This is a genomic window from Streptomyces sp. NPDC001970 (genome assembly GCF_053594115.1).
In genome coordinates, this window is the sequence record NZ_JBSFDW010000029.1 from 56,888 (window position 1) to 78,491 (window position 21,604).

A 21,604-nucleotide genomic window follows, 5' to 3' on the forward strand; every position below is an offset into this window, starting at 1 on the left:
GCCTGACGCCCGACTAGAGAGCCGAGTTGAAACTCGACACCCGGGCGGAACGGTCGACGGCAGCGGGACGCACGCGGCCCAGCTTCCTGGCGGCATCGGCGCCGCGCACGTCGATCTCGGTGACAGGCACACGATTCTTCTTCGCGGCGGCGAAGGTGGCTGAGGTCTGGAAGGTCACGACGGCCGTCCTAGGTGATGTTGTGCGAACAAGGAACCGCACCATTGCAGTGCTGGCGGCACGACTTTACTCTCATGGCCACCCACAGCAACTCGGCACGTTGAGCTGAGACAGAAGCGTTGCGCGAGTATTCCCCACCCCGTACGGAACAAGCCATTCCATCGATCGAGTGAAGCCAAATCCGCCGAGGGGGGTGCACATGGCCGGTAAAGATGGCCATCTGCAAAGCATGGTCCTTCGAAACGCTGATCTGCCGGTTCTCTTCCACCGCACGGACGAGACGGCCATCACACGGCAACGGGAGGCCGTCAACGGCACCCGGCTGCAGCTGCTCCTCCTCGTCCTCGGTGCCGCGCTGGCAGCGCTGCCGTGGCGGGGGGCGATCGGCGACTCCTTCCAACTCGTGGGCGCACTCAGCGCGTTGGCGTATGCGGGCGTCCTCGTCGTCGGCTTCCGCACATCCCGCCACCGAGCAAAGTCGCATTGGCAACTCAACCGCTCCGCAGCGGAGTTCATCCGCTCCCTGTGCTGGCGGTACGCGGTCCACGGAACACCCTTCGACGCCAACTCACCCGATCCTGACCGGCTGTTCACCACCCGGCTGGAGGAGGGCCTGCAGGAGCTGCGGAAGGTGGGCTGGGCGGACCCGCGGGAGAACGGGGAGAGCGCCGCGGGTTCGGAGCTCATCACCACACCGATGCGGCTGCTGCGGGAGAAGCCCTTCACCGTGCGCAAGGAGACGTACGTACGGGACCGGCTGATCGAGCAGCGCAACTGGTACCACCGGCGCGCGGAGGTCTCCCGGCGCGCCACCGTGCTGTGGCAGGTCACCATCGCTCTGCTCACGCTGCTGGCCCTGTTCCTCGGCATCCTGCGCACCTTCACCGTGACGGACTCGGCCGAGCCGCTCGGGCTGCTGTCGGCGGCCGCGGCGGCGTGTCTGGCGTGGAGCGAGATCCGCCGGCATCAGCCGTTGATCGCGGCCCACTCACTCGTGGAGGAGGACCTGGCCGCGATCCATATCGCCATGGAGACCTCGGTGACCGAGCAGCAGTGGCCGTCGGCCGTCTACGAGACCGAGCGGATCGTCTCCCCCCAGCACACGGACTGGCTGGTGAGGCACCGGAGTTGACGTCGCCTCAGCTGCGCTCGACGCCGTCCCGCCAGATCACCGTGACAGGCTTGCCCCGCTCGCGCGCGTACCGGACGATGTCGCCGGTACCGCCGAGCCCGCGGGCGGGGCGGCCGTCCCAGACCGCGAGCAGCCGGTCGCAGTTGTCGGCGATATAGGCACCGGCCGCGTAATAGGCCTCGTCCGTGGAGTGCGAGTAGGCCATCCGGACCTCCTGGGTGGCGCGGCCCTTGAGCCGGAGGTAGCAGGCCAGTGCCTCGGGATCGGCGAACCCCTCCTCGTAGTCACCGCTCGGGATCACCACGGTCAGCTCGGCGCCGCAGTCCAGAGCGATGTCGGCGAAGAGCTGGTCGGCGCCCTCTGCGAGGCTGGAGAGGGCGACCATGGCTCCCTCGTGGCCGCACAGCGTCGCTTTCATGACGGCCTGGACATGGGCCATGGCCTCGGGCGGAATGATCCTGTGGCCGGTCACCCCGATGCGCTTCATCCGCCCCCCGATCCCTCTGTGGCCGACCGCTCTGCCATCCTCTCAAAAGTGTGCAATACGTTCGAGCCCCCGCCCAAGGTCCGGGCGGGGGCTCTGTGCGTTCGGATCACCGTGCGTTCGAATCACCGTGCGCTCGGGTCGACGGGCGCTCGGATCAATGGCGCTCGGGTCAGTAGACGCTGACGCCGTAGGCGCTGAGGGCCTCGGTGACCGGCTGGAAGAAGGTCGTGCCGCCGGAGCTGCAGTTGCCGCTTCCGCCGGAGGTCAGACCGATGGCCCGGCTGCCGGAGTAGAGCGGGCCGCCACTGTCACCGGGCTCGGCGCACACGTTGGTGCGGATCATGCCGTAGACGATGTCACCGCCGCCGTAGTTGACCGTGGCGTTGAGGCCGGTGACGGTCCCGCTGTGGGTACCCGTCGTGGAGCCGCGCCGGGTCACGGACATGCCGACGGTGGCGTTGGCCGCGCTGGTGATGTCGACACTGCCGACGGTGCCCGGCTTGGCGATCGACGTGTTGGTGTAGCGGACGATGCCGTAGTCGTTGACCGGGAAGCTGGAGCCCGCGGTCGGTCCGAGGACGGTGGTGCGGGCGGAGTTGGCGTACCAGGTGCCCGCGCCGTCGGTGCAGTGACCGGCCGTCAGGAAGTACGACGTACCCGCGCTGTTCCGGACATTGAAGCCGAGGGAGCAGCGCCAGCTACTCGCATAGACGGCGTCGCCGCCGGAGATCAGTTTGGAGAACGTGCCGGAGGTGCGCTCGATGCGGAGCGCGGCGGCGTTGGTGCCCGCCTCCCGCTTGATCTCGGCGATCTCGGCCTTGGAGACGGTGGAGTCCACCGTGACGACCAGGGTGTTGGTCGCCTTGTCGATGTGCCAGGCGGTACCGGCCACATCGGCGTCGAGCACGGCGTCGCTCGCGGCGGAGAGCTGCGTCGCGCTGAAGGTGCGGGGAGCCTCGTCGGCACTGGCGGTGGGGACGGCCAGCGCTGCGGCGGCGACGAGGCCGGTGGTGACGGCGAGCAGACGGGTTCGTCTCGCGAAGCCGCTACGAGGGGTGGTGCGCTTGATCCTCACTTCTCGTTCCTCCCGAGGGGAATCGGGGGCCCGGCTGTGGGGTGACGGGCCCGTGAGGCGCAGTCAGCAGACGTCGGCGAATGTTCCGGATTCCGGATTCGCCGTGGCCCTGACAAGCGCTGCTCGGGAGTATTCGGGGCGTCAACAACCCGCGCAAGGGCGCCTTTCGGCCGCCTGCGCCGCTCCATGCCCAAGTGCCCCTGACCGTGGGTGCTCCGGCCGGGGCTGGGAGTGCTGCTGTCACCTGAGACGGATCAGCGGGCGAGGAGGTTCCGTTCGCCGACGGTGACATCCAAGGGGAGTGTGTTGCCGGGGGGTGGGAAGGGACAGATGAAGTGATCGGCGAAGGCACACGGCGGAAGTATCGCCCGGTTGAGATCGACGGTCACCGAGCGGTTGTCGGCGGGCGCCTCGGGGCGCAGGAAGCGAAAGCGGTAACTGCTGTCCCCGCTGGTGGCGTCGGCGAAGACGGCCCACAGCGAGCCGTCGGACTCGACGGCGGCCCGGAGGCTGTGCGTCACGCCGCCGAGTTCGAAGACGATCTCGCCGGAGAGACCCAGACCGCGCTGCCGTCCGTCGGCGTTCTCCACCCGCACGGTGCGCTGTTCGTCGTACGGACGGAAGGTGCCCGGCACCGTCCAGCGCGGGTCGTACGGCGACGCCTCGATGCCGTGGAACGCCCTGCGCGCCGGGGAGTCCGGGTCGAAGTCCCGTAATGCGAACAGCCCTTCGCGGCGCAGGACGACCAGTCGGCGCTCGCCGTGCGCCACGCGCGACGCGTGCACCGGAGCATGGTCCACGCCGAGCCGGGCCTGGCCCGTCAGGGGCTGTCCGTCCAGCGTGAGCCCGTCCTCGCCGGTGGCGGTCAGCACCACGTCGTCGCCGTCCTCGCGCCACTCTCCGGGGACGGCCGGAATTCGACCTTCCGGGACGTCGGAAAGCCAGTAGGTGCCGCGCAGGGAGAGCGGTCCGTACGGTCCCGAGATCGTGGCGACGCGCTCCTCGTGCCAGTGCTTCCAGTCCTGCCGCGGATCGGTGCGCATGGTGGTCAACCCTTCCACACCGGCTCGGCGAGCCCCAGATGCGACCGCAGGGTCGTACCTGTGTAGCGCGTGCGGAAGGCTCCGCGTTCCTGGAGGAGCGGCACGACCTGGTCGACGAAGTCGTCGAGGCCGCCGGGGGTGAGGTGCGGGACGAGGATGAAGCCGTCGGCCGCCTCGGTCCGTACGTACTCGTCGAGGGCGGCGGCGACGCCCGCAGGCGTGCCGATGAAGGACTGCCGCGCGGTGGTCTCGATGACCGTCTGCCGGATGGACAGGCCCTTGGCCTCCGACAGGGCACGCCACTCGGCGGCGACGGCGAGGGGCTCGGCGATGCGCACCCGGCCCTGGACGAGGTGGGAGTCCGGGTCGGGGTCGATGGCGGGGAGCGGGCCGTCGGGATCGTACGAGGAGAGGTCGCGGCCCCAGACCAGTTCGAGCGCGAGGATCGCGTTCTGCGGCGAGATCTGCTGTCTGCGGATCTCGGCGGCCTTCTCCTGGGCCTCGGCGTCGGTGTCGCCGAGGACGAAGGAGACACCCGGCATGATCTTGAGGTCGTCGGGCCGGCGACCGTGGCGCGCAAGTCGCGCCTTGACGTCGGCGTAGAAGGCGCGGCCCGCCTCCAGCGTGCCGTTCCTGCTGCCGTGTTTTCCTGGGGGGTGCCCCCCGGACGCCCAGCCGGCGAAGACCACGTCGGCGGACGAGGCGGCGAACTCGCGGCCCTCGTCCGAGCCGCCGGCCTGGATGACGACGGGGTGGCCCTGCGGGGAGCGGGGGACGGTGAACTCGCCTTCGATCGTGAAGTGTTGTCCGTGGTGGGCGAAGGGCCGGGAGGTGCCGTCCGGTGTCCAGGAGTCCCACAGCTCGCGGGCGGCCCTGACGAACTCCTCGGCCCTTGTGTAGCGGTCGGCCCGGTCGAGGTAGCCGCCGCGGCGGAAGTTCTCGCCCGTGAAGGCGTCGGACGAGGTGACGACGTTCCAGGCGGCTCGCCCGCCGCTGAGGTGGTCCAGCGAGGCGAGCCGGCGGGCGAGTTCGTACGGCTCGTTGAAGGTGGCGTTCACCGTGGCGGCGAGGCCGAGCCGGTCGGTGACGGCGGCGAGCGCGTTGAGGACGGTGATCGACTCGGGTCTGCCGACGACGTCCAGGTCGTGGAGGCGGCCCTTGTGCTCGCGCAGCCGCAGCCCCTCGGCCAGGAAGAAGAAGTCGAAGAGTCCGCGTTCGGCGGTGCGGGCGAGGTGCTCGAAGGAGGAGAAGTCGATCTGGCTGCGGGAGCGGGGATCGGCCCAGACGGTGGTGTTGTTGACGCCCGGGAAGTGGGCGGCGAGATGAAGGTGCTTCCTGGGCGGCCTCCGGCGGCGGTGGCTGCGCACGGTGGTCATGCGGCTCCCCCGGCACGTGCGTAGCGGCTGACGGGGCGGGCGAGACCCAGGTGCTCGCGGAGCGTGCCGCCCGGGTAGAAGGTGCGGAACAGGCTGCGGTGCTGGAGCAGCGCGACGGTGCCGTTGACGATCCGTTCCAGGTCCCTGCGGGGTGCGATCGGCGCGAGATGGAAGCCGTCCACGACACCGTCCGTGTGCCAGTCGGCGATCAGCCGGGCGAGGTCGACGGGGCCTCCGCTGAAGTGCGGGCCGCCGCCCGCGAGGGGCGGGCCGCTGACGAGGCCGGGTTCGGGCGCGGACTCACCCTCTCCGAGATCGACGACCAGCGAGAGGAGCACCCGGAGCGTGTCCGGGTCACGGCCGTCGTCCTCCGCCCCGCGGCGTATGTCCTCCCGCAGGGCCGCAGCCTGTTCGGGGGCGCCTGCGCGTACGAGGACGACATCGGCGTGGCGCAGGGTGGTCCCGCGGCTCGCGGCGGTGGTCCCGTCGACGACGGTGACGGGACGGCCCTGCGGCGGCCTGGGGACGATCGACGGGCCGCGGACGCTGAACGTGCTGCCCCGGAAGTCGACGTGGTGGAGCTTGTCACGGTCGATGAAGCGCCCTGTCGGGATGTCGCGGATCTCGGCGTCGTCCTCCCAGCTGTCCCACAGCCGGGCGACCACATCGGCGACTTCGCCCGCCTCCCGCCACAGCTCTTCGGGCGGCGCGGCGGGGCGCCGCCCGAAGAGCCGGGCCTCGGCCTCCGTGGCCGAGACCCCGACCGCCCAGCCGGCCCGTCCGCGGCTCACCCAGTCGAGGGTGGCCACGGCCGTGGACACATGGAACGGCTCGGTGTGGGTGGTGGTGACGGTCGGCACCAGACCGATCCGGTCGGTGGCGGGCGCGACTCTGGACAGCACCGCGAGGGCGTCGAGTCCGGGCCGGGCGAAGGAGTCGCCGAGGGTGACGAAGTCGAGGGCGCCCCGCTCGGCGAGGCGGGCGAGGCCGACGTAGTACGCCGGGTCGTACTGCGCCGGGCCGTCGAGGGCGACGGCCAGATGCAGCGGGCGGGTGGCAGGCATGCGGAACCTCTCCGAAGTGGTCAGGGACGGGGGCGGGGCGGGATCGGAGCCGGACGAAGCGGGGGCGGGGATCGGAGCCGGACGAAGCGGGGGCGGGGATCGGAGCCGGACGAAGCGGGGGCGGGGATCGGAGCCGGAGGAAGCGGGTCGGGGATCGGAGCCGGAGGAAGCGGGTCGGGGTCGAGGTCGGTCAGGCGCTGAGCGGGGCCCGGCAGGAGAGTTCTCGGAGGAGGCCGAGCACGGCGCGCGCGGCGGCGTCGTTCTGCGCGAACGCGGGCCCGCCCGTGCGCGGCCGGGTGAAGGCGGCGCCCGCCCGGGACGTGGTGTGCGGCCCGAGTGCGAAGCGGCGCGGATGCGGCCGGTCGCCGCGCTCCAGGATCCGCCCGTCCTCCGGGTCGACGCGGAGCAGCCCGTCCGCGGTGGCGCGCGCCCCGTCGGCGTACAGCGCGCTCAGCAGCGGGCTGCGGGTGCGCTCCAGCGTAGGGTCGGGCAGCCGGGCCTCGACGAGGGCGCGGGCCTCTGTCCACTCCCCCGGTACGGCGGGACTCCCCGCCCGGAAGAGCCCGCGGCGTTCGTCGGCCTCGACGGTGATGCCGGGGCCGAGGAAGCGGACGACACCCGCGCGGGAGAGGGCGAGCAGCTGCCGCAGCCGGGGGCCGGGCGGCCCCGATGCCAGGTAGGAGAAGAAGCCGTGCCAACGGCCGCCGTCGCCGAGGTCGCCGAGCCGCACGAGCTGACCGTAGACGGAGAGGAGCCCGAGGAACACGGCGATGTCCTCGCTCCGGCCCGGGTCGTGACGGCGGGTGAGGTCGGCGGTGATGTAGCTGCGCAGTCCGTCCTGGAGGGCGTCGGACGTGGGGTAGCGCACCCCGTCGAGCGGATGGTCGAGGGCTTCGAGATCGAGCCGGTCGGCGGGGTCGGGGACTGCGGCGGACACGAGCGCGTCGAGTGCGGCGCTGCCGGGTGCGGCGGCTGCGTAGGCCGCCTCGAACGCCCGCCGGTCGCCCCTGGTCCGCTCGGGGTGGGCGGTGAAGAGGCGGTGGTAGTGGGCGTGGCCGAGCTCTTTGTCGATGAGTGGCCAAAGATCCCGCCAAAAGTCGAGCCGTCCGGGCCGGCTCAGCAGCTCGTCGGTCTGCGCGGGCCCGAAGAAGCGGGGCAGCGGCGGGCGTTCGCCCTGCCAGATGTAGCCGATCTTGGAGTGGTACGGGACGCCTCGCCGCGAGCCGACGTACAGGACGGGCTCCCTGCCCGACAGGCGGTACGCATCGCCTTCGTACCGTCCGCCGCGGCCCTCGGTCAGCAGCACCATGAGGTCGATGAAGGCGAGTCCGAAGCCGCGCACGATGACGGGCTCCCCGGCGGGGACGGCGGACAGGTCGCTGTCGGCGGTGAAGTCCGGGGGCACGTGGACCAGCCCGTGGCGGGCGGCGAATTCGGCCAGCTTCCGCTGCTCGTCGTCGGGTTCGGCGTCCAGATGCCCGAGGGTGAGGACGACGGCATCGGCGAGGAGGGGTGTCCCGCGCCCTTCGAGCCATACGCGCTGACGGCCGTCGCGCGGGCCGCTCACCCGCAGCGCCCGGGTCCGGTGCTCGTGGACGGCGACACCCGGAGGCAGCGCGGCGACGGCCCGTTCGTGCACCCAGCGCAGATACGCGCCCTGCTGTCGGCGGCTGGGGAAGCTCTGCCCGTCGAGGCCCGCCCACTCGGCGAGCGTCGGCCCCGGGCGGACCGGCCCCGCCAGCTTCACCGAGTCGTCGGTGAACATGGTGACGTCCTCGGCCATGGAGTTCATCCAGAGCAGCGGGGACTGGTCCTGGCGCCAGATCCGCCCGCCGCCGGCCGGGAACGGGTCCACGAGATGGACGTCCAGTTCCACGTCCTGGTACAGGGCGGGGGCGTTGGCGGCCAGTCGCTCGAGGAAGCCGGTGCCGCGGGGGCCGGCGCCGACGACGACAACGGCCGGCCTCGGGGTGAGGGACATGCGAAGGCTCTCCGTGGATGCAGAGATCGAACACGGGAAGTGCCTTCACGCGGACCGAGCCCCTCAGCGGGGTCCGCGTCTCGAGGCTAGGGGGTACACGCGGCACGTTGTCAAGGCTGTCCGGACTGTGAGCCGTACGTCTCACGTCAGTTGACGGGGAAACGGATGCCTGCTCCACTTGGGCCATGCATTCACGGCAGTGGCTGGTCACGCGCTCCCACATCGACTTCGGTCGAGTGTGGTCGTCGTCCTGTTGAGACGACCCTGTTGAGCCGACCCCCTGCGTTTTCCTCCGCGCGGTGATTAGCGCGGTTCCGCGGTGCCTTCACGCGCGTGTAGCTGTACCCCCTCCCCTCGTCTGTCGTCTGTCGTCTGTCGTTTGTCGTCTGCTGTCTGCTGTCTGCGGCGGGCTTTCTCCCCGCCCCGCCCCACTGGGGGCAAGCCCCCGGACCCGCTTGCGGGGGCTCCGCCCCGGACCCCCGCGCCTCGAACTGCGGCCGGGGCCGAGGCTTCGGGTCTCCGCCCCGGACCCCTGCCCCGCACGCCCTGGCGGGCATGGGGAATGGAGCACCTCCGGAGCGCGTCCGGCAATGGAGGCCGGACACCCAGGCCGCCCGGCGGTACGGGCCCAGACCAAACCTGTCCGACCCCTGAGGACGGGCACCGAACCACCCGGCGGTACGGGCCCACATCAAGCCCGCCAGGCGCTTGAGGACAGACACCCCGACCCATCCCGCGGTACCGGCCACACACCCAGCCCGTCCGGCGCTCGAGGCGGACAGGCGGGTCGACCGGGCGGTACCGGTCACGTCCACGGAGGTCTGGCGCGGCCGAGGCCCGCCGCAAGCCGCTAGCAGCCGTCGCAGGGGCAGCAGCAGTCGCAGCTGCAGTCGCAGTCGCACTTGTGGCAGCAGCCCTCCCGCTTCTTGCGGGACCACGGACCCTCGTACTCCTTCGCGCAGCAGATCTTGCACGTGCAGCACAGGCCGATGAAGGCCCCGCAACCCGCCCAGAAGCCGCGCGGCTTCGGACGGTGCGCATCACCGGTGCCGAACTGGGGCGGCAGCCCGCCGGGGCCCCCGGGACCACCGGCGCCGCCGGGCATGCCCGAGCCGCCGCCGTACGGATTGTTCGACCCGTACGGGCCGCCGCCGGGGGTGCCGGCGCCTGCATAGGGGTTTCCCTGCGGCGGCTGCTGTCCGTGCCCCTGGTGGGAGCAGGTCGTCGTGCCGAAGGCCCGGTCGACCGACCGCCGCAGCTCGTGCGCGAGCAGCACATGCAGCAGTTTGTCGTCGACGAACTCCGCGTCGCGCAGGGCGAGCCTGATGCCGTGCAGCGCGTCGTCCGCGAGCCGCCGCGCCTCGGCGAGCGGGGTGCCGGTCGCGGTGAGCGGGTTCCAGGCTCCCGACGCGGCGTCAGCTTCCCTGTCCTCGACGGCATCCAGCAGATGCGCGAGCCTGCCGAACAGCCGGCCCGCCTCGGCCAGCGGCGCCACGTTCTGCGGCCGCCCGGCGAGCACGGCGGTGTGGGCGAAGGCGGCCGCGGTCGCCGTCTCGGTCGGCTCGGTCACTGCCAGCAGCGGCGTTCCCGGGCCGGCCAGCGCCTCGATCCCGGTCTGCCGGTCGACGGCGTCGACCAGCACGGCGGTGTCGAAGCCCAGCTCGCGCCCGGTCCGTGCGCCCGCGCGGTCCCAGCTCAGCGCCACCTTGCGGGCCGCCGCGGCCACCGGCCTGCGCGCCAACACCCCGTCCCGGTCGGCGACGTGGTCCCGCACCTTCGCCGAGGCCAGCACCAACGAGACCGCGGCGGCCAGCCTGGCACCCTCGCCCCGTGCGACCGGTGCGGTGCGCATGGCACGCAGCGGACAGGGCCCCGCCGTGCGACGCAGCTCGGCCGTGCGCACGGTCTGAGCCTCCGTCAGAACCGAGACGATGAGCCCGTCGTAGTTCGTGACGACCCTGGCGAGCTGGCCGTGGTCCGAGCGAAGTGCCAGACACAGCCCGCAGAGATGAGCCATCCACTCCGTCTTGAGGCCGTCGGTGAGCCGGTGGGTGCAGGGCCTGACGATTCCGAACACGACATTCCCCCCGAGAGTCGTCCGAGTGCGCGGGCCGCATCGTACCGGCCGCTGCGTTCACCCGTACGCCCTCAGCGTCACCCATCCGGCCCGACATTTATATTTTGCTCCGATATGAGGCTTATGAACCCCCCTCAGGCCCCGTACGCAGCAGGAATCTTGACGAATCGCCACATCTTCTGCACCAGGTACGTCACGAATCCCCTGCGCGGCGACTATCCACTTGGCGCGCGATCCGCATCATGGACGACCATAGGGATGCGGAACCACAAGTGACCGCGGTGAAAGGAGGCGTCCATGGCATCGGTGCGCAAGGCGAGTGCATGGCTGGGACTCGTCGAGGACAACGACGAGCGGTACTACGACGACGAGTACACCGAGGGTGCAGAAGCCGCCGACCAGTGGGTGACCGACCCGCGGGTCCGGGTGGCCTCCGAGTCGGCGCAGGAGCAGGGCCGCCGGATCGCGACCGTCTCGCCGAACGGCTTCCGTGACGCACGCGCCATCGGGGAGCTCTTCCGGGACGGTGTCCCGGTCATCGTCAACCTCACGTCGATGGAGCCCACCGACGCCAAGCGCGTCGTGGACTTCGCGGCCGGCCTGACCTTCGGTCTGCGCGGCTCGATCGAGCGCGTGGCGACGCGGGTCTTCCTGCTGACCCCCGCCGACACGGAGATCGTCAGCGCGGAGTCGTCGGGCCGGCCCGGCGACGGCTTCTACAACCAGAGCTGAGCAGGGCGCTCGCCCGTACCTCCCGGTACCTTCTTGCGCCTCCCGGTCTACCGGAAGGCATCGAGCCCGGTGAGCGCCTTGCCCAGCACCAGCTGGTGCATCTCGACGGTGCCCTCGTAGGTGAGCACCGACTCGAGGTTGGTCGCATGCCGCATCACGGGGTACTCGAGTGAGATCCCGTTCGCGCCGAGAATCGTGCGCGAGGTGCGGCAGATCTCGATCGCTTCCCGTACGTTGTTCAGCTTTCCGAAGCTGACCTGCTCGGGGCGGAGCGTTCCCGCGTCCATCCGCCGCCCGAGGTGGTGGGCGAGCAGGATCCCCTTGTGCAGTTCGAGCGCCATGTCGGCGAGCTTGGCCTGGGTGAGCTGGAAGCCGCCGATGGGCTTGCCGAACTGCTCGCGCGTCTTCGCGTAGTCGAGCGCCGCCTCGAAGCTGGACCGGGCCGCGCCCATCGCGCCCCAGACAATGCCGTAGCGCGCGTGCGACAGACAGCTGAGCGGACCCTTCAGCCCGGTGACCTCCGGGAGTACGGCATCGGCGGGCAACCTCACCTCGTCGAGGACGAGTTCGCTGGTCACCGACGCCCGCAGCGACCATTTGTGCATGATCTCGGGGGCCGAGAAGCCGGGCGCGTCCGTCGGCACGACGAAACCGCGGATGCCGTCGTCGGTCTGCGCCCAGACGACCGCCACCCCGGCGACCGAGCCGTTGGTGATCCACATCTTGCGGCCCGTCAGCACCCAGTCGCCGCCGTCGCGCTTGGCGTACGTACGCATTCCGGCCGGATCCGAGCCGTGGTCGGGCTCGGTCAGCCCGAAGCAGCCGATGGTCTCGCCCGCCGCCATGGAGGGCAGCCAGCGCTGCTTCTGCTCCTCGGAGCCGTACTTCCAGATCGCGTACATGGCGAGCGAGCCCTGCACGGAGACGAGGGAGCGGATGCCGGAGTCGGCGGCCTCCAGCTCGAGACAGGCCAGGCCGTACTGGACGGCGGTGGCCCCCGCGCAGCCGTAACCGGTCAGCGACATGCCGAGCGCGCCGATCGAGCCGAGTTCGCGGGCGAGCTCGCGGATGCCGGGGAGTTCGCCGCGCTCGTACCAGTCGGCGATGTGGGGCAGTACGCGGTCGGTGGCCCAGGAGCGGACGGTGTCGCGGATCGCGAGATCCTCCGGCTCCAGGAGATCGTCGACTCCGAGCGGGTCGGCGGGATCGAAGGGCGGCAGCTTCGAGGATGCGGACATGAGGGTGCCTCCGGCGGCTCGCACGGCGCTGGCAGAACCTAGCAGTGATAGTTAATGCTCGGCGCTGACGTTACGGCTCAGTGTGCCGTGCGTCCAGGGCCGATCGCGCCCGCCGCCTCCGCGGGTGCGCGGCGCGCCGGGACCGCCACCGGATCGTGGCGCTCGGCGAGCTCATGCGGCTCGCACGGCTCACGCGATTCGTACGATTCATGCGGCTCGCACGGCTCACGCGATTCGTACGATTCATGCGAGTCGTACGGCTCGCGAGGCGCCTGCTCCGGCAACTCGTGCCCCGCCGGCACCGCGTGCGACTCGTGCGGCACCTGCTCGGGCAGCTTCGCCGGCAGGGCCGCGCACTCCATCACCTTGGGCAGCCGCAGCGCCGCGACCGCCCCGAGCAGCAGCAGCCCGGCGCTCACCAGCAGGGTGACGTGCAGACCGTGGACGAACGAGGACCGCGCGGCGATCCGCAGCGCGTCCCCTGCCGGGCCGCCCAGCGCCGCCGCCACCTGGTAGGCCTCGCCGAGCGAGTTGGCGGCGGCGGTACGGGCGGCGCCGGGCACCCCGGAGGCACCGGTCAGCCCGGGGGCGTACGCGGCGTTCATGACACTGCCGAGGAGCGCGATGCCCATTCCGGCACCGAGCTGGTAGGACGTCTCGCCGATGGCCGCGGCGCCGCCCGCCTGCGCTGCGGGGGCCTCGCTGAGCATCGACTCGTAGGCCGCGAAGAGCGTGGTCTGCAGCCCGAAGCCGAGGAGCACGAACCCGGCGGTGAGCAGCAGCGGCCGGTCGTGATGCCCCATCAGCGTCAGCAGCAGCACGGCTCCGGCGGTCAGCACGAAGCCCCATCCGACCATCCGGCGCGGGCCGATGCGGCGCAGGGTGTACGAGCCGGTCGCGCCGGCCGCCATGGCGGCGAAGGTGAGCGGCAGCAGCCTCAGCCCGGTCTCCAGCGGGCTCAGCCCGAGGACCAGTTGGAGGTACTGGACGGCGATCAGCTCCAGACCGACCAGGGCGAGCATGGCCAGCACGATGCAGCCGACCGCCGTGGTAAAGGTCGCCCGCTGGAACATCCGCATGTCGATGAGGGGATGCACGCGGCGCCGCTGACGGCGCACGAAGAGGACGAGGAGCAGGGCTCCGGCGAGCAGCGGGCCCGCGGTGCGGAGCTCCAGGAGGCCGTGGCCGACACCGAGGCGCTTCACGCCGAGGACCACAGCGAGCACACCCGCCGCGGCCATCAACGCGCCGACGACGTCCCAGGGGCCGTTGCCGCTGCCTCTGGACTCGGGCAACAGCCAGCGGCTGACCGGCAGGATCATCGCCATCAGCGGGATGTTGACGAGAAAGACCGAGCCCCACCAGAAGTGCTGGACGAGGAAGCCGCCGAGCACCGGTCCGGTGGCCGCGCCGACGGCGGCGACCGCGGTCCAGATGCCGATGGCGGTGGCCCGCTCGCGCCGGTCGGGAAAGACCGCACGGAGGATCGACAGCGTCGCGGGCATGATCATCGCGCCGCCGACACCGAGCAGGGCGCGGGCCGCGATGAGCACCTCGGGGGTGGTGGCGACGGCGGCGACGGCGGAGGCCACGCCGAAGAGCGCGTAACCGAGCAGCAGTATGCGGCGGCGACCGACGCGGTCGCCGAGCGTGCCGAAGAGGATCAGCAGCGAGGCGCACACCAGCGGGTACGCGTCGACGATCCAGAGGAGTTCCACCCCGGTCGGGCGGAGGTCCTCGGTGACGGCCGGCACGGCGACATGGAGCACGGTGGCGTCGAGGGCGACAAGAAGCAGGCTGACACAGAGGACGAGAAGGACGACCCAGCGGTTGGCACCGCCGCCGGTGGCACGCACGCGTGGTCCGGCCGTGGTCGTCCCGTCCATGCACGTACCTCCCATGAGTCTCTCGCGTCGGTGGGCCAGCCGGGGGCGTGGCCCGCTGGGCGGCCCGGCATCGGCGGGCGAGTGATCAGCCAGCGTACGCGAGTCCGGGGCGCCGGTGCGTGGCGCACCTCTCACCTCGACGAACCACGGGGTGTGGCGTACGCCACGCCGGGCGCGCCACGGCGGTGGTACCCGCCGTGCTCCGAACGGCCCCGGAATTCCGTGCGGCATTCGCGTGAACTGCTTTCTCCGCGTACAAACACACTTACGGAGAAGCCCAGCTCCGCAATAGGCACAAGGCCCCCTCCATTTCCGGCCGCTACGGGGAATGAATGTGCGGCTGAGACATACTCCACATCACATCGTCATCACGAACAGCCGGGATCGGCCTGGGCTCACACTCACTCGCTGTAACGTCGATTGGGTGCGTACCGACATCTTTGCCCGTCTGGACCGGGAGCCGGAGCCGCCGAAGATAGAGATCCCGCGGATGAGCCGCACCCGTCTCGCTCTCTTCGGCGGGACGTTGGCGTTCTATCTCGCCATCGTCGTCGCCGTGCTCGTCTCGTCCTGGCTGGTGACCCTCGACTGGAAGGTCATGCTCTTCCGGCCGTATCAGCAGTGGCCGGAGCTGCACGCGTTTCTGGACTACTTCGTGGTGCTCGGACAGCGCGGCCCCACCGCGGTCATGGTGGCGGCCTGGCTGGGCTGGCGCTCCTGGCGGCAGCACACCCTGCGGCCGCTGCTGGTGCTCGGCGCCTCCCTGCTGCTGCTGAACCTGACGGTGGGCTCGGTCAAGCTCGGCCTCGGGCGGCTGGGTCCCCACTACGCGACCCGGATCGGCTCCCCCGAGCTCTTCGCCGGCGGGGATATATTTCCTTCGGGCCACACCGCCAATGCCGTGGTGACCTGGGGAATCCTGGCCTACCTCGCCACCACCCCGCGGGCCCGGCGCTATCTTTCGGCGCTGTCCGCCGTGGTCGCCCTGGGCGTCGGACTCACCACCGTCTACCTCGGTACGCACTGGCTGAGCGACGTCGTGCTGGGCTGGGCAGCCGGGCTGCTGATCCTGCTGGCGCTGCCGTGGTGCGAGCCGGTGATCGGTCGCGCCGAGGCCTTCATCCTGTCGCTGCGCGACCAGGCGCGCGACCAGCTGCGGACGCGCCGTCTGCCGGTGCCTTCGCTTCCGGTCGCCGCAGGCGGCCCGCGGCCCGCCATATACCCTCAGCGTGCGGCATCGGAGGACGGCGAGCCGGCGCGCAGCCCGATGGGCGCGGGCAGCACAGGCGGCCGGACGCCGGGTGCGGGCGCACCGGCCGGCACCACGGCTGCCGCGACGGCCGCCACGGCGACCGCGCAGCTCACGCAGTCGCGTCCGCACGCGGTCGTGCGCTCCGGGCACGGCGTGCACACGCCGCACGCCGCGCACACCCCGCACAACAGCCCGGTCGCCCCGGCCGGCAGCCGCCGTCCGCCGCGTTCGCGTCCGGTGCCAGGCGGCAGCTGACGGCGCCGGACGGAAGCGGGGGCGGCACGAACAGCCGGTCCCGCACATGGTGAAGGCCCCCGACCTCGGTCGGGGGCCTTCACCATGTGTGTGGGTGGTGGACGCCCGCTGAGACAGCGTCAGTCCGTTCGTCGGCGTCAGCCCTTCCAGCAGCGGACGACCCTGCCGCCGTCGACCTCGAAATTCAGCCGTCCCACCAGGTATTCCATGGTGATGATGGCGCCGGGCGGCAGCGATCTGACGGTGCTCCACCCCCGGCTGCGGGCGCGGCTCTCCGCGCTGTCGGCGTCGAGGCCGACGTACGTTTCGGGGGTGTCGTCGGGCTCGGCGGAAGGTGTCGGAATCGATGCCATGGGACCTCACCGTAGGTGGCAGCGGACGGTGACGGAAGTCCGCAGAGGCGAGAGTGGTACGCGTATCAGCATCCCCACGTACCCCAGCGGTCACACTTGTGTCACAGGATCACGACACGCGTTCAGCGCGCGCACGATCACTCGTAAGCAAAAACGAAGTCGCCCGCACAGGAAATTCACAGATCTGCCCGAACTTCACCGGACGCCCTCATTCCAGACTCCTGAATTTCGCCTGCCGATGCCCTTTTCCGCACCATGGACATTCGGGAATTCATCATTACTTAGGCCATCCCTACTTCGGGACGAATCAGCCGGTCACCCGTATGCGTATCGCGCGGTGTCCGGATCCGTGTCCGCGGCCTGTCGGGTGGTGCCGGGTGCCTAGCATCATGGCTCCAGCCCGAGACCGAACCAGTACCGGACGAGGCCCGCACCGCGGACCGCGAGGGGGCAACGATGGGGACGGACACCACTGCGGCGACCGCCGCCGAGGCGCCCCTCCGGAGGCGGGGCCGGATGGTGGTGGACTGGCTCACGACCACCGACCACAAGAAGATCGGGCATCTCTACCTGATCACGTCGTTCGTCTTCTTCCTGGCCGCCGGGCTGATGGCGATGCTGATGCGGGCCGAGCTGGCCCGCCCCGGACTCCAGCTGATGACGAATCAGGCGTTCAACCAGGCCTTCACCCTGCACGGCACGATCATGCTGCTGCTGTTCGCGACGCCGACCTTCGCCGGCTTCGCCAACGAGCTCGTGCCGCTGCAGATCGGGGCGCCCGACGTGGCCTTCCCGCGGCTGAACATGTTCTCGTACTGGCTGTTCCTCTTCGACGGGCTGATGGTGCTGGGCTCGCTGCTGGTGCCCACCGGTCCCGCGGCCTTCGGCTGGACCGCCTACGCTCCGCTCAACAGCCTGGAGCGCTCCCCCGGGATCGGCATCGATCTGTGGATCATGGGGCTCGCGTTCTCCGGATTCGGCACGATCCTCACGTCCGTGAACTTCCTGGCGACGATCATCGGGATGCGGGCGCCCGGCATGACGATGTTCCGGATGCCGATCTTCACCTGGAACGTCCTCTTCACCACGATCCTGGTGCTCGCGGCGTTCCCCGTGCTGGCGGCGGCACTGCTGGTGCTGGAGTCCGACCGCAGGTTCGGCTCCGTCGTCTTCCAGGCGGAGAACGGAGGCGCGCTGCTGTGGCAGCACCTCTTCTGGTTCTTCGGCCATCCCGAGGTCTACATCATCGCCCTGCCGTTCTTCGGCATCATCACGGAGATCATCCCGGTCTTCGCGCGGAAGCCGATCTTCGGCTACGCCACGCTCGTGGGCGCCACCATGGCCATCACCGGGCTCTCGGTGGTGGTGTGGGCGCACCATATGTTCGCCACCGGAGCGGTGCTGCTGCCCTTCTTCTCGATGCTGTCCTTCCTGATCGCCGTGCCGACCGGCGTGAAGTTCTTCAACTGGACCGGCACGATGCTGAGGGGATCGCTGTCCTTCGAGACCCCGATGCTGTGGTCGGTCGGCTTCCTGGTGTCGTTCCTGCTCGGCGGCCTGACCGGCGTCATCCTCGCATCGCCGCCGATGGACTTCCAGGTGACCGACTCGTACTTCGTCGTCGCCCACTTCCACTACACGGTCTTCGGCACGGTCGTCTTCGCGATGTTCGCGGGCTTCTACTTCTGGTGGCCCAAGTTCACCGGGAGGATGCTCGACGAGCGGCTCGGCAGGATCCACTTCTGGACGCTCTTCATCGGCTTCCAGGTCACCTTCCTCGTACAGCACTGGCTGGGCGCGGAGGGCATGCCGCGGCGCTACGCGGACTATCTGGCCGCCGACGGCTTCACGGTGCTCAACACGGTCTCCACCATCGGCGCCTTCCTGCTCGGCATGTCCACGCTGCCGTTCCTCTACAACGTCTGGAAAACCGCCAAGTACGCGAAGAAGGTGGAGGTCGACGATCCGTGGGGGTTCGGCCGGTCGCTGGAGTGGGCGACCTCCTGTCCGCCGCCCCGGCACAACTTCGCCGTCCTCCCCCGGATCCGCTCCGAGTCCCCCGCGTTCGATCTGCACCACCCGGAGTGGGCCGCCACGCGGCCGGCCGTAGCCGAGGCTCCGCACGACGACGTCAGCCGGGAGATCCCAGGGCCCGGGACAGCCGGTCCCGGACCGTCCTGAGGTGCTCGGTCAGTTCCTTCGGCTCGACGACCTCGAAGTCGAAGCCCATCAGGACCACATGAACGACCATCACGTCGAGGCTTCCCGCACCCGTGTGCAGCAGACAGCTCTCCGGCCCCTCGGCCTCCAGTACGCCGGCCGACGGTGACACGGCCTCGGCGGCCCGCTCGACCGGCACCCTCAGCCTGATCACCGCCCTCACGGCGTACGCGGCCGTCGACACGCCGTTGGAGACATAGGAGGCGAGATCCTCGGCGGGCGGCGTACGCGGGGCGAAGCGCGGGCCGTGCGGCGGCTTCGGGGTGATCCGGTCGACCCGGAACGTACGCCAGTCCGAGCGGTCCAGATCCCAGGCGACGAGGTACCAGCGGCGCTCGGTGCACACCAGCCGGTGCGGTTCCACGGTGCGCCGGGTCGCCGAGCCGTTGTGGTCCTCGTAGGCGAAGCGCAGCCGCTCACCGTCCCGGCAGGCATGGGCCAGCTCGGTCAGGACGGACGGGTCGACCTGGGCCTGGGGCGGACGCAGCAGCGGGACGGTGAAGGCGTTCAGGGCACCGACCCGGCGGCGCAGCCGGTGGGGCAGCACCTGCTCCAGCTTCGCGAGGGCGCGTACGGACGACTCGCCGATACCCTCGATGCCGTTGCCGGCGGCGGTGCGCAGACCGACCGCGACCGCCACGGCCTCGTCGTCGTCGAGCAGCAGCGGCGGCAGCTCGGCCCCCGCGCCGAGCTGATAGCCGCCGCCGGTGCCGGGGCTGGCGTTCACGGGATAACCGAGCTCGCGCAGCCGGTCGACGTCCCGGCGCACCGTGCGCGGGGTGACGCCGAGCCGTTCGGCGAGCTCGGCGCCCGACCATTCGCGGTGGGCCTGCAGCAGGGAGAGCAGGCGCAGCAGTCGTGCCGAGGTTTCCAGCATGAAGCGAGTCTGTCAGGGCTTGCGGACAGCTGCTGTCCTCAAGCTCGCGGGCTTCCTCGGGCTACCGGCCTTCCTCGGCCTACCGGGGCTCCTCGAGCCGTTCGTCAGGTCACTTCGCGGTCAGCCGGACGCACAGGTCGTTGTCGTTCGTGTAGCAGGGCGTTGCCCGGAAGTCGTCGGCCTCGTGCACGGGGTAGACGAAGATGCTCTTGCGGTCCCACACGTCGTCGAGGATGCGCGAGATCCGCACGGGCTTCGCGCCCTCGGCGGGCCGCAGCCACAGCGTCCACATCTGCTGCTTCTCGACAGGGGCCTCGACGAGGGTGGCGTACGGGAGCGTGAAGCGGAAGCTCCCGCCTTCCTCGCCCGTCACGGGCAGCTGGTGGACCTTGCCGCCGAGCCGCGCTTCGGCGACCGCTCCCGCGCCGAGCTCGGCTCCGTACAGCACTCCCTCGACCGTGCAGGATCCCTGCTCGAAGCCGATGTCCCCGGCCTCGGCGTGCGGTTCGCGCACCCAGCAGCGGACCGCGAGCCGCCCGTCCGCCGTCGGAAGGGGTACGCGCACGACGACCCGCCCGGCCTCCGGGACCCGGTCGACGAGCGCCCGGAGATCGCGGATGCCGGGCTCGATGGCCACGTCGTCGTCCGTGTACGCGTCCCAGTGGCCCTCGGCCAGCTCCACGGTGCTGGGCAGCACGGCCCGCGAGTGGTCCCCGCCGACCGGGGTGAGCGGCAGCCGCACGGTGTCGGCGGCGGCCGTGCCTCCGCGCCGGCGCAGCACGAGCACGGCGTCCGGAGCGTGGACCCCCGCTATGTCGAACGTGACGCCTCCCGCTGCGTCGGCGATGCAGTCGGCACGTGGCATCCGCCGCCCGGTGGACGTGGTCATCCCGTCTTTCCCTTCCGGATCACGTCGGCGGCCTGGTAGCGCAGGGCGTAGCCTCCGTCGAGCAGGGCACCGCGCGTGCGGTGCACGACGTCGCGCAGGGCGCCGCGCGAGCCGCCGCCCCCGCCCCGGGCGACCAGTTCGGCGAAGAGCCTCTCATGGCGTTCCGCGATCCGGGCCGGGTCGAAGCGCTCGGAGGCCTTGAGTGCCGCCTCTGCGGTGCGTCTGCGCAGCTCGTCGTCGTTGATCAGGGAGAGCAGTGCGTCGGCGACGGCGTCCTCGTCACCGACCGGCACGAGCCGACCGTCGACGCCGTCCTCGATGATCTCGCCGGGCCCGTGCGGGCAGTCGGTGGAGACGACCGGGAGGCCGCAACGCATCGCCTCGACGATCGTCATCCCGAAGGACTCGACGCTCGATGTGACGGCGGCGATCGAGCCCTTGACCCACTCCGCCTCCAGCGGGTTGGCGGGGCCCATCAGGAAGACGTGGTTGTGCAGCTCCCGCTGCTGGATCAGGGCCCGCAACGCGTTGCGCTCGTTGCCGGTCGCGTCGCCGCTGCCGTAGATCCGCAGCCGCCAGTCGGGGCGGGCGGCGACGACCTTCGAGAAGGCCTTGACCAGCAGGTCGTACCGCTTGATCTTGGTGAGCCGGCCGGCCGCGACGACCCATTTGCTGCCGCCGTCGGCGGGGGCGACGGTCGGCGCGGGCACGCAGTTCGGCACGGACTCGATCCATACGCCGGGCAGCTTCAGGCCCGAGCGGTAGGACCCCGCGTCGGCCTCGGTGACCGTCGTGACCGCGTCCAGCAGGGCGTACCGGTGGCCGATCTCGCGCCGCAGCCGGTATCCGTGGCTGTCCAGAGTGAGGTGCTCCTGGCCGACGCGGACGGGGCCGCGGCGGGCCTGGCGGGCGATGTGGACGTTCAGCCCGGGGCGGGTGCCGACGACGACATCGGCATCGAGGGACTTCAGATGGCCGGCGATACGCGCGTCGGTGAGGCGGCTGTACTGCTTCCAGCGGCCGTCACCGCGCGGGAACACCTTCGCGGGCCTGGTGTAGTCCGGGTGCCCGCCGTCGTAGCCGGGGCTGCCCGTGCGCAGGTCCACGAGATGCCTCATGAGGACGCCGGCGGGGGCGCCCAGCATCGGCTCGTCGCGGTGCCGGAAGACCGAGACGACCTCCACGTCGTGCCGCTCGGCCAGCGTCTGGGCGAGGTTGAACGTCGTGCGGATCGTCCCTCCGATTCCGTACGCGTTATGGAGCAGGAAAGAGATATGCATGCGCTGCCGCGTCCCCCGGTCCTCATATTGGTCAGTAATGGACTGTACTTGTCCGTAGGGGCAGTTATGCCCCTGGGGCGGGCCGGGTGCGTCGCGGTGGCGCGGCGCCGGGGACCGGGACACCGAACATCGACCTGTCGACTTGACGATGTGTCTCTCAGCATCCGCTTCCCGCGTGACCCCGGCCACGGATCGCCCGTTGTGCTCCT

At 70.9% G+C, this 21,604-nt stretch carries 18 protein-coding genes; 4 read left to right on the plus strand and 14 right to left on the minus strand.

Annotation, left to right across the window (positions count from 1 at the left end; all coding sequences use genetic code 11):
* Positions 1 to 13 precede the first annotated feature (13 nt).
* Entirely contained in the window at positions 14 to 178 is a 165-nt protein-coding gene (locus tag ACWCP0_RS29485; protein ID WP_351232986.1) for an FXSXX-COOH protein, read from the minus strand.
* Between the two features lie 229 nt (positions 179 to 407).
* Here ACWCP0_RS29485 and ACWCP0_RS29490 point away from each other — a divergent pair, with 229 nt between their 5' ends.
* The gene (locus ACWCP0_RS29490) at positions 408 to 1,310 is read left to right on the plus strand and encodes a DUF4231 domain-containing protein (RefSeq protein WP_451081807.1); all 903 of its coding nucleotides are present in this window, start codon (positions 408 to 410) and stop codon (positions 1,308 to 1,310) included.
* A 7-nt stretch (positions 1,311 to 1,317) separates the two neighbouring features.
* Here ACWCP0_RS29490 and ACWCP0_RS29495 read toward each other — a convergent pair whose 3' ends face one another.
* From ACWCP0_RS29495 to ACWCP0_RS29525, 7 genes are all read right to left on the minus strand, one after another.
* Positions 1,318 to 1,797, minus strand: coding sequence for a hypothetical protein (locus ACWCP0_RS29495; protein ID WP_451081808.1), 480 nt, complete (start codon positions 1,795 to 1,797; stop codon positions 1,318 to 1,320).
* Between the two features lie 169 nt (positions 1,798 to 1,966).
* A complete protein-coding gene (locus ACWCP0_RS29500) occupies positions 1,967 to 2,872 on the minus strand; it encodes a S1 family peptidase (protein WP_451081809.1) in 906 nt (301 codons plus the stop codon).
* Positions 2,873 to 3,126: 254 nt separating this feature from the next.
* Positions 3,127 to 3,915, minus strand: a complete 789-nt coding sequence (locus ACWCP0_RS29505) for a DUF1684 domain-containing protein (RefSeq protein ID WP_451081810.1) — start codon at positions 3,913 to 3,915, stop codon at positions 3,127 to 3,129.
* 5 nt (positions 3,916 to 3,920) lie between these two features.
* Entirely contained in the window at positions 3,921 to 5,291 is a 1,371-nt protein-coding gene (locus tag ACWCP0_RS29510) for an NtaA/DmoA family FMN-dependent monooxygenase (RefSeq protein WP_451081811.1), read from the minus strand.
* On the minus strand, positions 5,288 to 6,355 hold the full coding sequence (locus ACWCP0_RS29515) for an LLM class flavin-dependent oxidoreductase (protein WP_451081812.1): 1,068 nt from the start codon (positions 6,353 to 6,355) through the stop codon (positions 5,288 to 5,290). The genes ACWCP0_RS29510 and ACWCP0_RS29515 overlap by 4 nt, the downstream gene beginning before the upstream one ends.
* Positions 6,356 to 6,545: 190 nt before the next feature.
* A complete protein-coding gene (locus tag ACWCP0_RS29520; protein WP_451081813.1) occupies positions 6,546 to 8,336 on the minus strand; it encodes an FAD/NAD(P)-binding protein in 1,791 nt (596 codons plus the stop codon).
* A gap of 850 nt (positions 8,337 to 9,186) precedes the next feature.
* Positions 9,187 to 10,413, minus strand: coding sequence for a DUF5685 family protein (locus ACWCP0_RS29525; RefSeq protein ID WP_451081814.1), 1,227 nt, complete (start codon positions 10,411 to 10,413; stop codon positions 9,187 to 9,189).
* A gap of 297 nt (positions 10,414 to 10,710) precedes the next feature.
* Between ACWCP0_RS29525 and ACWCP0_RS29530 the strand changes: the two genes are divergently transcribed.
* Positions 10,711 to 11,145, plus strand: coding sequence for a cell division protein SepF (locus tag ACWCP0_RS29530; RefSeq protein ID WP_451081815.1), 435 nt, complete (start codon positions 10,711 to 10,713; stop codon positions 11,143 to 11,145).
* Positions 11,146 to 11,192: 47 nt separating this feature from the next.
* Here ACWCP0_RS29530 and ACWCP0_RS29535 read toward each other — a convergent pair whose 3' ends face one another.
* A complete protein-coding gene (locus ACWCP0_RS29535) occupies positions 11,193 to 12,383 on the minus strand; it encodes an acyl-CoA dehydrogenase family protein (RefSeq protein ID WP_451081816.1) in 1,191 nt (396 codons plus the stop codon).
* A gap of 77 nt (positions 12,384 to 12,460) precedes the next feature.
* Positions 12,461 to 14,269, minus strand: a complete 1,809-nt coding sequence (locus tag ACWCP0_RS29540; RefSeq protein WP_451081817.1) for an MFS transporter — start codon at positions 14,267 to 14,269, stop codon at positions 12,461 to 12,463.
* A gap of 424 nt (positions 14,270 to 14,693) precedes the next feature.
* On the opposite strand from ACWCP0_RS29540, the gene ACWCP0_RS29545 reads away from it, so the two are divergent.
* Positions 14,694 to 15,776, plus strand: a complete 1,083-nt coding sequence (locus tag ACWCP0_RS29545; RefSeq protein ID WP_451081818.1) for a phosphatase PAP2 family protein — start codon at positions 14,694 to 14,696, stop codon at positions 15,774 to 15,776.
* Between the two features lie 137 nt (positions 15,777 to 15,913).
* On the opposite strand, the gene ACWCP0_RS29550 is transcribed toward ACWCP0_RS29545, so the two are convergent.
* Positions 15,914 to 16,129 carry an I78 family peptidase inhibitor gene (locus tag ACWCP0_RS29550; protein ID WP_451081819.1) on the minus strand — a complete coding sequence of 72 codons (216 nt, stop codon included), beginning with the start codon at positions 16,127 to 16,129 and terminating at the stop codon, positions 15,914 to 15,916.
* Positions 16,130 to 16,585: 456 nt separating this feature from the next.
* Between ACWCP0_RS29550 and ctaD the strand changes: the two genes are divergently transcribed.
* A complete protein-coding gene (gene ctaD, locus ACWCP0_RS29555; RefSeq protein ID WP_451081820.1) occupies positions 16,586 to 18,310 on the plus strand; it encodes an aa3-type cytochrome oxidase subunit I in 1,725 nt (574 codons plus the stop codon).
* Here ctaD and ACWCP0_RS29560 read toward each other — a convergent pair.
* The 3 genes from ACWCP0_RS29560 to ACWCP0_RS29570 all read right to left on the minus strand — a co-directional run bounded on the left by ACWCP0_RS29560 (position 18,261) and on the right by ACWCP0_RS29570 (position 21,395).
* Positions 18,261 to 19,226, minus strand: a complete 966-nt coding sequence (locus tag ACWCP0_RS29560) for a helix-turn-helix transcriptional regulator (protein WP_451081821.1) — start codon at positions 19,224 to 19,226, stop codon at positions 18,261 to 18,263. The two genes, ctaD and ACWCP0_RS29560, sit on opposite strands and share 50 nt — an antisense overlap.
* 109 nt (positions 19,227 to 19,335) lie before the next feature.
* Positions 19,336 to 20,115, minus strand: coding sequence for a hypothetical protein (locus ACWCP0_RS29565; protein ID WP_451081822.1), 780 nt, complete (start codon positions 20,113 to 20,115; stop codon positions 19,336 to 19,338).
* Positions 20,112 to 21,395: a glycosyltransferase family 4 protein gene (locus tag ACWCP0_RS29570; RefSeq protein WP_451081823.1), complete on the minus strand. Its 1,284-nt coding sequence runs from the start codon at positions 21,393 to 21,395 to the stop codon at positions 20,112 to 20,114. The genes ACWCP0_RS29565 and ACWCP0_RS29570 overlap by 4 nt, the downstream gene beginning before the upstream one ends.
* Between the last annotated feature and the right edge of the window lie 209 nt (positions 21,396 to 21,604).

Excerpts from the sequence above, each read along its gene's own strand:
- ACWCP0_RS29560 (WP_451081821.1), bottom strand. The coding sequence starts at position 19,226 with ATGCTGGAAACCTCGGCACGACTGCTGCGCCTGCTCTCCCTGCTGCAG.
- ACWCP0_RS29530 (WP_451081815.1), top strand. The coding sequence starts at position 10,711 with ATGGCATCGGTGCGCAAGGCGAGTGCATGGCTGGGACTCGTCGAGGAC.
- ACWCP0_RS29490 (WP_451081807.1), top strand. The coding sequence starts at position 408 with ATGGTCCTTCGAAACGCTGATCTGCCGGTTCTCTTCCACCGCACGGAC.
- ACWCP0_RS29535 (WP_451081816.1), bottom strand. The coding sequence starts at position 12,383 with ATGTCCGCATCCTCGAAGCTGCCGCCCTTCGATCCCGCCGACCCGCTC.
- ACWCP0_RS29540 (WP_451081817.1), bottom strand. The coding sequence starts at position 14,269 with ATGGACGGGACGACCACGGCCGGACCACGCGTGCGTGCCACCGGCGGC.
- ACWCP0_RS29570 (WP_451081823.1), bottom strand. The coding sequence starts at position 21,395 with ATGCATATCTCTTTCCTGCTCCATAACGCGTACGGAATCGGAGGGACG.
- ACWCP0_RS29495 (WP_451081808.1), bottom strand. The coding sequence starts at position 1,797 with ATGAAGCGCATCGGGGTGACCGGCCACAGGATCATTCCGCCCGAGGCC.
- ACWCP0_RS29510 (WP_451081811.1), bottom strand. The coding sequence starts at position 5,291 with ATGACCACCGTGCGCAGCCACCGCCGCCGGAGGCCGCCCAGGAAGCAC.
- ACWCP0_RS29565 (WP_451081822.1), bottom strand. The coding sequence starts at position 20,115 with ATGACCACGTCCACCGGGCGGCGGATGCCACGTGCCGACTGCATCGCC.
- ctaD (WP_451081820.1), top strand. The coding sequence starts at position 16,586 with ATGGGGACGGACACCACTGCGGCGACCGCCGCCGAGGCGCCCCTCCGG.
- ACWCP0_RS29550 (WP_451081819.1), bottom strand. The coding sequence starts at position 16,129 with ATGGCATCGATTCCGACACCTTCCGCCGAGCCCGACGACACCCCCGAA.
- ACWCP0_RS29505 (WP_451081810.1), bottom strand. The coding sequence starts at position 3,915 with ATGCGCACCGATCCGCGGCAGGACTGGAAGCACTGGCACGAGGAGCGC.
- ACWCP0_RS29515 (WP_451081812.1), bottom strand. The coding sequence starts at position 6,355 with ATGCCTGCCACCCGCCCGCTGCATCTGGCCGTCGCCCTCGACGGCCCG.
- ACWCP0_RS29520 (WP_451081813.1), bottom strand. The coding sequence starts at position 8,336 with ATGTCCCTCACCCCGAGGCCGGCCGTTGTCGTCGTCGGCGCCGGCCCC.